Below are 7,505 nucleotides of genomic sequence, written 5' to 3' on the forward strand. Positions count from 1 at the left end.
CCCCGGCTCCGGCCAAGCCCGCCGCGGCCAAGCCGGCCGCCGCGAAGCCCGCTCCCGCGGCCGCGGCCCCGGACGGACCCGAGTACGTACCGCTGCGCGGCCCCTCCGCGGCCGTGGCGAAGAACATGAACGCCTCTCTGGAGCTGCCCACGGCCACGTCCGTGCGCGCGGTCCCGGTGAAGCTGCTGTTCGACAACCGCATCGTCATCAACAACCACCTGAAGCGCGCCCGGGGCGGGAAGATCTCCTTCACCCACCTCATCGGCTACGCGATGGTGCAGGCCATCAAGACGATGCCGTCGATGAACTGGCACTACGCGGAGAAGGACGGGAAGCCCACCCTCGTCAAGCCGCCGCACGTCAACTTCGGCCTCGCGATCGACCTGGTGAAGCCCAACGGCGACCGCCAGCTCGTCGTCGCCGGCATCAAGAAGGCCGAGACCCTGAACTTCTTCGAGTTCTGGCAGGCCTACGAGGACATCGTCCGCCGCGCCCGCGACGGCAAGCTGACGATGGACGACTTCTCCGGCGTCACGGTCTCCCTGACCAACCCCGGCGGCCTCGGCACCGTGCACTCCGTGCCCCGCCTGATGCCCGGCCAGTCGGTCATCATGGGCGTCGGCTCGATGGACTACCCGGCCGAGTTCCAGGGCACCTCCCAGGACACCCTGAACAAGCTGGGCATCTCGAAGGTCATGACCCTGACCTCGACGTACGACCACCGGGTGATCCAGGGCGCCGCCTCCGGCGAGTTCCTGCGCATCGTCGCGAACCTCCTGCTCGGCGGGGAGGGCTTCTACGACGAGATCTTCGAGGCCCTGCGCATTCCGTACGAGCCGGTCCGCTGGCTCAAGGACATCGACGTCTCGCACGACGACGACGTCACCAAGGCCGCCCGTGTCTTCGAGCTGATCCACTCCTACCGGGTGCGCGGCCACGTCATGGCCGACACCGACCCGCTGGAGTACAAGCAGCGCAAGCACCCCGACCTGGACATCACCGAGCACGGGCTCACCCTGTGGGACCTGGAGCGCGAGTTCGCGGTCGGCGGTTTCGCGGGCAAGTCCCTCATGAAGCTGCGCGACATCCTCGGCGTGCTGCGCGACTCGTACTGCCGCACGACCGGCGTCGAGTTCATGCACATCCAGGACCCGAAGCAGCGCAAGTGGATCCAGGACCGCATCGAGCGCCCGCACACCAAGCCGGAGCGCGAGGAGCAGCTGCGCATCCTGCGCCGGCTGAACGCGGCGGAGGCCTTCGAGACCTTCCTGCAGACGAAGTACGTCGGCCAGAAGCGCTTCTCCCTGGAGGGCGGCGAGTCCGTCATCCCGCTCCTCGACGCCGTGATCGACTCGGCGGCCGAGTCGCGCCTGGACGAGGTCGTCATCGGCATGGCCCACCGCGGCCGGCTGAACGTCCTCGCGAACATCGTCGGCAAGTCGTACGCGCAGATCTTCCGTGAGTTCGAGGGCAACCTCGACCCGAAGTCGATGCACGGCTCCGGCGACGTGAAGTACCACCTGGGCGCCGAGGGCACGTTCACGGGCCTGGACGGCGAGCAGATCAAGGTCTCGCTCACCGCCAACCCCTCGCACCTGGAGGCGGTCGACCCGGTCCTGGAGGGCGTCGCCCGCGCCAAGCAGGACATCATCGGCAAGGGCGGCACGGACTTCACGGTCCTGCCGATCGCCCTGCACGGCGACGCGGCCTTCGCGGGCCAGGGTGTGGTCGCCGAGACCCTGAACATGTCGCAGCTGCGCGGCTACCGCACGGGCGGCACGGTCCACGTCGTCATCAACAACCAGGTCGGCTTCACGGCGGCGCCCGAGTCCTCGCGTTCCTCGATGTACGCGACGGACGTGGCCCGCATGATCGAGGCGCCGATCTTCCACGTGAACGGCGACGACCCCGAGGCCGTCGTCCGCGTCGCTCGCCTGGCCTTCGAGTTCCGCCAGGCGTTCAACAAGGACGTCGTCATCGACCTCATCTGCTACCGCCGCCGCGGTCACAACGAGTCGGACAACCCGGCGTTCACGCAGCCGCTGATGTACGACCTGATCGACAAGAAGCGCTCGGTGCGCAAGCTCTACACCGAGTCGCTGATCGGCCGGGGCGACATCACGCTGGAAGAGGCCGAGCAGGCCCTCCAGGACTACCAGGGTCAGCTGGAGAAGGTCTTCACCGAGGTCCGTGAGGCCACCTCGCAGGCGGGCGAGACGCACGTCCCGGAGCCGAAGCCCGAGTTCCCGGTGGCCGTGAACACCGCGGTCACCCAGGAGGTCGTCAAGCGGATCGCCGAGTCGCAGGTCAACATCCCCGACCACATCACCGTGCACCCGCGTCTGCTGCCCCAGCTGCAGCGCCGCGCGGCCATGGTCGAGGACGGCACGATCGACTGGGGCATGGGCGAGACGCTCGCGATCGGCTCCCTGCTCCTCGAGGGCACCCCGGTCCGCCTGTCGGGCCAGGACTCCCGTCGCGGCACGTTCGGCCAGCGTCACGCGGTGCTGATCGACCGCGAGACGGGCGCCGACTTCACGCCGCTGCTGTACCTCTCCGAGGACCAGGCCCGCTTCAACGCCTATGACTCGCTGCTCTCCGAGTACGCGGCGATGGGCTTCGAGTACGGCTACTCGCTGGCGCGTCCCGAGTCCCTCGTGATGTGGGAGGCGCAGTTCGGTGACTTCGTCAACGGCGCGCAGACGGTCGTGGACGAGTTCATCTCGTCGGCGGAGCAGAAGTGGGGCCAGACGAGCGGTGTGACGCTGCTCCTCCCCCACGGCTACGAGGGCCAGGGCCCGGACCACTCGTCCGCCCGCCCGGAGCGCTTCCTCCAGCTCTGCGCCCAGAACAACATGACGGTCGCCATGCCGACCCTGCCGTCGAACTACTTCCACCTCCTGCGCTGGCAGGTGCACAACCCGCACCACAAGCCGCTGGTGGTCTTCACCCCGAAGTGGATGCTGCGCCTCAAGGCCGCGGCCTCCAAGACGGAGGAGTTCACGTCGGGCGGCTTCCGCCCGGTCATCGGCGACGAGTCGGTGGACCCGCAGGCGGTCCGCAAGGTCGTCTTCTGCGCCGGCAAGCTCTACTACGAGCTGGAGGCCGAGCGGCAGAAGCTCGGCGTGACGGACACGGCGATCATCCGCCTGGAGCGCCTGTACCCCCTGCCGGGTGCCGAACTTCAGGGCGAGATCGCCAAGTACCCGAACGCCGAGAAGTACCTGTGGGCCCAGGAGGAGCCGGCGAACCAGGGCGCCTGGCCGTTCATCGCCCTCAACCTGATCGACCACCTGGACCTGGCGGTCGGCGCGGACATCCCGCACGGCGAGCGCCTGCGCCGCATCTCGCGCCCCCACGGCTCGTCCCCGGCGGTCGGCTCGAAGAAGCGTCACGAGCAGGAGCAGGCCCAGCTGATGCGCGAGGTGTTCGAGGCCTGACCGGCCGCGGTACGCACGTGCGGAGGGCCCGGCCCGAGTTGTTGACGACTCGGGCCGGGCCCTCCGGCGTGTGCGGTGGCTCCCTGGCGAGAGACCGGGCGGGATACGAGGCGAGCTCCCGGGCGAGCTCGCAGGCGTCTGGGAGCTTCCGGGTGAGCTCCCAGGTGCCTGCCTCAGATCGGCTGGGGCTCGAAGTCCCAGTACGGCCGGTGCCGTTCGAGGATGTAGCGGGTGTGCTGATGGTCGGGGCCGAGCAGCTCGGTGAGCCGGGCCACGGCGTCCCGGTGCAGTTCCTCGGCCTCCTCGCGCTCCCCCAGCTCCGACAGATCGATCGCGAGTCCCGCCTTGAGGCTGATCGTCAGGACATGGGTCTCGCCGAGCGTCCGGGCGGCCCGCTCGGCCGCGTCCCGGCCGAGGGTCGCGGCCGACTCGGTGTCTCCGACAGCGGCCAGCGCGGCAACCCAGTTCTTGGCGCAGCCGATGGCCCACGGATGGTCCCGGCCCACCGCTTCCTCCATCTGCCGCGTCGTCCGTCGGGACAGCGTCAGCGCGGCGCGCGTCTCGCCCATGTCCCGCATGACGGTCGCGATGTTGTCCCGCGCCCCGATCGCGTACGGATGGATGTCCCCCAGCTGAGCCGCGTAGTGTGCGGCGGTTGTCTCGGCCAGCTCCCTGGCCTGCGGCATCCTGTCCAGCTGGCGCAGCAGCATCGCGTAGTCGCAGGAGACCATCAGGCTCTCCGGGTGCACGACTCCGCGCCGGCGCAGCAGCTTCTCGCGGACCCCGCGCATCATGGCCTGCGCGAACTGGATGTCGCCGTCGCGGCGGGCGCACAGCGCGAGGTTGTGCTCGGCCTGCAGGGTCTGGCTGTGGTTGCGGTCGAGGACCTGGCTGTGCGCCCGGGAGTTGTGGCCCTGGATGGCGAGCGCCTCCCGGTAGCGACCGAGCAGCCGCAGCATCCATGCGGTGCGCAACGCCGAGTTCAGCGTCAGCGCGTTCTTACCGCCCAGGAGGTCCACCCGGGCCTCGAAGATCCTCCGGTGCAGGGCGAGCGAGTCGGTGTAGTGGCCCTGCAGGCCGAGGGCGACGGCGAGGTTGCTGCGGATGTTGAGGGTCCGGGGCACGTTCTCACCGCCGAGTGCGTCGGCGGCGTCCGCCGCGGCCGCCTCGAACAGAGCGCGTGCCTCCGCGTACCGCCCGAGGGCCATCAGGGTGCCGCCGAGGCCGTCCTTGGCGCGGATCACCTCGATCGGCAGGACGTTCTCCGCCGCGCCGAGCCGGCGCAGCGTCTCGCGGCCGACCTCCTCGGCCTCCGCGTACCGCCCCAGCCGGCGCAGCATGTTGGCGAGCTGGTGGACGGCGACGAGCACCGAGCGGTCGGTGCCGCCGGACACCGCCCGCCAGTGGTCGACGGCCTGTCTGCTGAGCCACCAGCCGTCGTGGTACTCCCCGCGCATCCGCAGGTATTCGATGCAGTTGAGGGCGAGCTCCCGGACGTCGTCGTCGGCCGAGTCGAGGACGCCGGCCGGTTCGAGGTGCGGGATGAGTTCGGCGTAGCGCGCCCAGTTGCCGGCCGAGCCCGCGTCACGGGGGTCCGCGGAGACCAGCACCTTGCGGGCGGCGGCCGAGTAGCGCTCGGCATCGCGGGGTGACTGCACGGACCGTACGTACCGGTGGAAGAGACGGTGCATCCGCAGCGTGCCGACGGTCTGGACGTCCATGCGCGGGCCCTGTTCGTACTCGACGCGCATGGAGGTGATCTCGGAGAGCTTGCGCAGCGCGGTGTTCCAGCTGCTCGGCTCCGCGACCAACTCGGCCAGCCCGTCCGGTAGATCGCCGTGCCGCGCAGTCTGGAGCAGCCGTACGGGCACCACGTCGGGCGAGAAGCAGACGAGCAGGTTCAGCAGCTGCCAGGCCGCCTCGGAGCCCTCGCGGAGGGTGTTGAGGAGCTTGGCCCAGGCGACCTGGAAGCTCTCCGGATAGTTCGCGGAGGCCATGACGCCGAAGCGGTCCGGTTTGCCGTCGCGGATGTCGCGGATGTACTCGTTCACCGGCACGGTGGGGTTGAGGTCCAGCCAGGCGGCCATCTGGTCGAGCAGCAGCGGCATGTCCTCGACGGCCTCGGCGAGCCGCCCGGCCTGGAGGTCGGTCAGCCGCTCGGTGCGGCGCCCGACGAACGCCACGCTCTCCCGGCGCTCGAAGACCGGTACGGCCATGGTCTCGGCGTGCGCCGCCCAGTCCGCGCGATGCGTGGTGATCAGCACATGGCCGCGTCCTGTGGGGACGAGATCGCTCAGCCGCTCGGGGGCGCCCGCGCCGTCCAGGACGAGCAGCCAGGGGCGCGCGGTGGCGTCGAGTTCGCGCTTGACCGCCTTGATGGTCGCCCCGAGATCACCCGCGTCGTCCAGTCCGAGCCGGGGTGCGAGCTCCGCGAACTGCTGGCGGGCGGTGACCCGGGTGGCGGCGCTGACCCACCACACGATGTCGTACTCGCCGGCGAACCGGTGGACGTACTCCAGCGCGAGCTGGGTCTTGCCGATGCCGCCGGGGCCGTGCAGCGCCACGGCACAGCCCTCGTCCCCCGCGGCGGACAACGCCCCGTACGCCTTCTCCAGGAGCTCGGTGCGGCCTATGAAGCGACGATTGCGGCGCGGTGCCTGCCACACCTCCGGGGGATCGTCCGGGAAACGCGGGCCGCGGGACAGGTCGACGAGGGTGCCGGGCTCCGGTACGCCCGCGCACTCCAGGACCCGGCTGCGGGCCACCTCGGGGCGCAGCCCGCGCAGTTCGACGGGCGCCAGCGCGATGACGGCCTCCGGCAGGGGCCGGGCCGTGATGCTGACGGCGGTGATCCGGTCCCGGTACTCCGGCATCACCTGCCGCAGCGCGTCGGCCCAGGCTTCGAACCGCTCATGGCCGAGACGCTCGTACCAGTCGTCGATGACGAGAAGGATGCGCCCGGGGGCGCTCAGCAGATCGGTGAGCGCCGTGGCGGTGGGCGGGCGCCGCAGCGGATTCCAGCGCACCAGCGTCGTGGCCCGGCCGGCCGCCCTGACCTGATGGTCGATCCATTTGGCCCAGGACTCGCTCTGTCCCGCGAAAACCACCGTGACGTGACCGAGCTCCACCGTCATCCCGCTGCCCCCTCAGCTGCACCTGTCACGACTGCGCACAGGTCATTCAATTGTGCGTCAAAAGGACTACAGAGGTGCAAGGTTGAGACACGCTCCGTACCCGCTCGGTCGATGGAACCGCCCTCACCCGGTCGAGCGGGCCGAACCCCCTGTCGAGCGGACCGATCTCCCGGTCGAGCGGCCGTCCTCACCCGACGCCGCCCGTCGTCCGGCTCAGGCGGTGCGCGACGTGCCGTATGAGTCGCTCCAGGTCGGCGCAGTACACGCTGGGGTGCAGAAAGCCCGTGCCGGGCGCGTAGCGGTGGGCGTAGTTCCCGCCGCCGCACACCCGGCGCACCGGGCAGCCCCGGCACTCCTCGGCCAGCGCCCGCTCGCCCAGCTGCCGTGCCGCGATGCCCGGATGACGCAGCGCTCGGTCGAACGAGTCCCGGAACACGTCGAGCCCGGTCTCCGGCGCTCCGTCGTACGCCGACTTCAGCGAGTCGACCTGCTCGATCGCACCGTCCGTCTCGACGACGACCGCGGCCATCGGGGACAGACCCACGGCCTCGGCACCGCTGGGCGCGCCGAGCAGCAGCGCGGCGATCTCCTGGAAGAGGCGTATGCGCACGTGGCTTCCTGCCTCGGGGTCGTCCCACCATGCGTCGAAGGCCGCCGCGAGCCAGTCGCCGTAGGGGGTCGGTCGGGGCCGGTGGCGACCGGGCGCCTCCCGGGCCAGGCGGCGCGGTGGTCGCTGCCAGTTGCCGTGCGGGAGAAGGAAGTCCACACCGGGTGGGCGCAGGTCGAGGAGCGAGTGGTAGACGTCGCGCGGGCCGGCGTCCAGGTCGATCGTGCAGAGGATTCCGGCGTACGTCGCCGGGCGCGCGGCGAGGCGCACGGCGGCCGCGCGGGCGGCGGGCCAGGCGGGACGGCCCGTGCGGTCGACCCGGCG

General features: G+C 70.7%; 2 protein-coding genes and 1 pseudogene. 1 reads left to right on the forward strand and 2 read right to left on the reverse strand.

From position 1 onward, the window contains the following. Positions 1 to 3,440 (forward strand): multifunctional oxoglutarate decarboxylase/oxoglutarate dehydrogenase thiamine pyrophosphate-binding subunit/dihydrolipoyllysine-residue succinyltransferase subunit (locus FE633_RS46495; RefSeq protein WP_138051198.1); only part of this gene is annotated, 3,440 nt, incomplete at its 5' end. A gap of 173 nt (positions 3,441 to 3,613) precedes the next feature. Here FE633_RS46495 and fxsT read toward each other — a convergent pair. Continuing rightward, on the reverse strand, positions 3,614 to 6,574 hold the full coding sequence (gene fxsT / locus FE633_RS46500) for an FxSxx-COOH system tetratricopeptide repeat protein (RefSeq protein ID WP_138051199.1): 2,961 nt from the start codon (positions 6,572 to 6,574) through the stop codon (positions 3,614 to 3,616). 187 nt (positions 6,575 to 6,761) lie between these two features. After that, positions 6,762 to 7,505 (reverse strand): annotated as a pseudogene (locus tag FE633_RS46505) (FxsB family cyclophane-forming radical SAM/SPASM peptide maturase); the annotation flags it as partial.

This window comes from Streptomyces montanus (assembly GCF_005786655.1).
GTDB lineage: Bacteria > Actinomycetota > Actinomycetes > Streptomycetales > Streptomycetaceae > Streptomyces > Streptomyces sporangiiformans.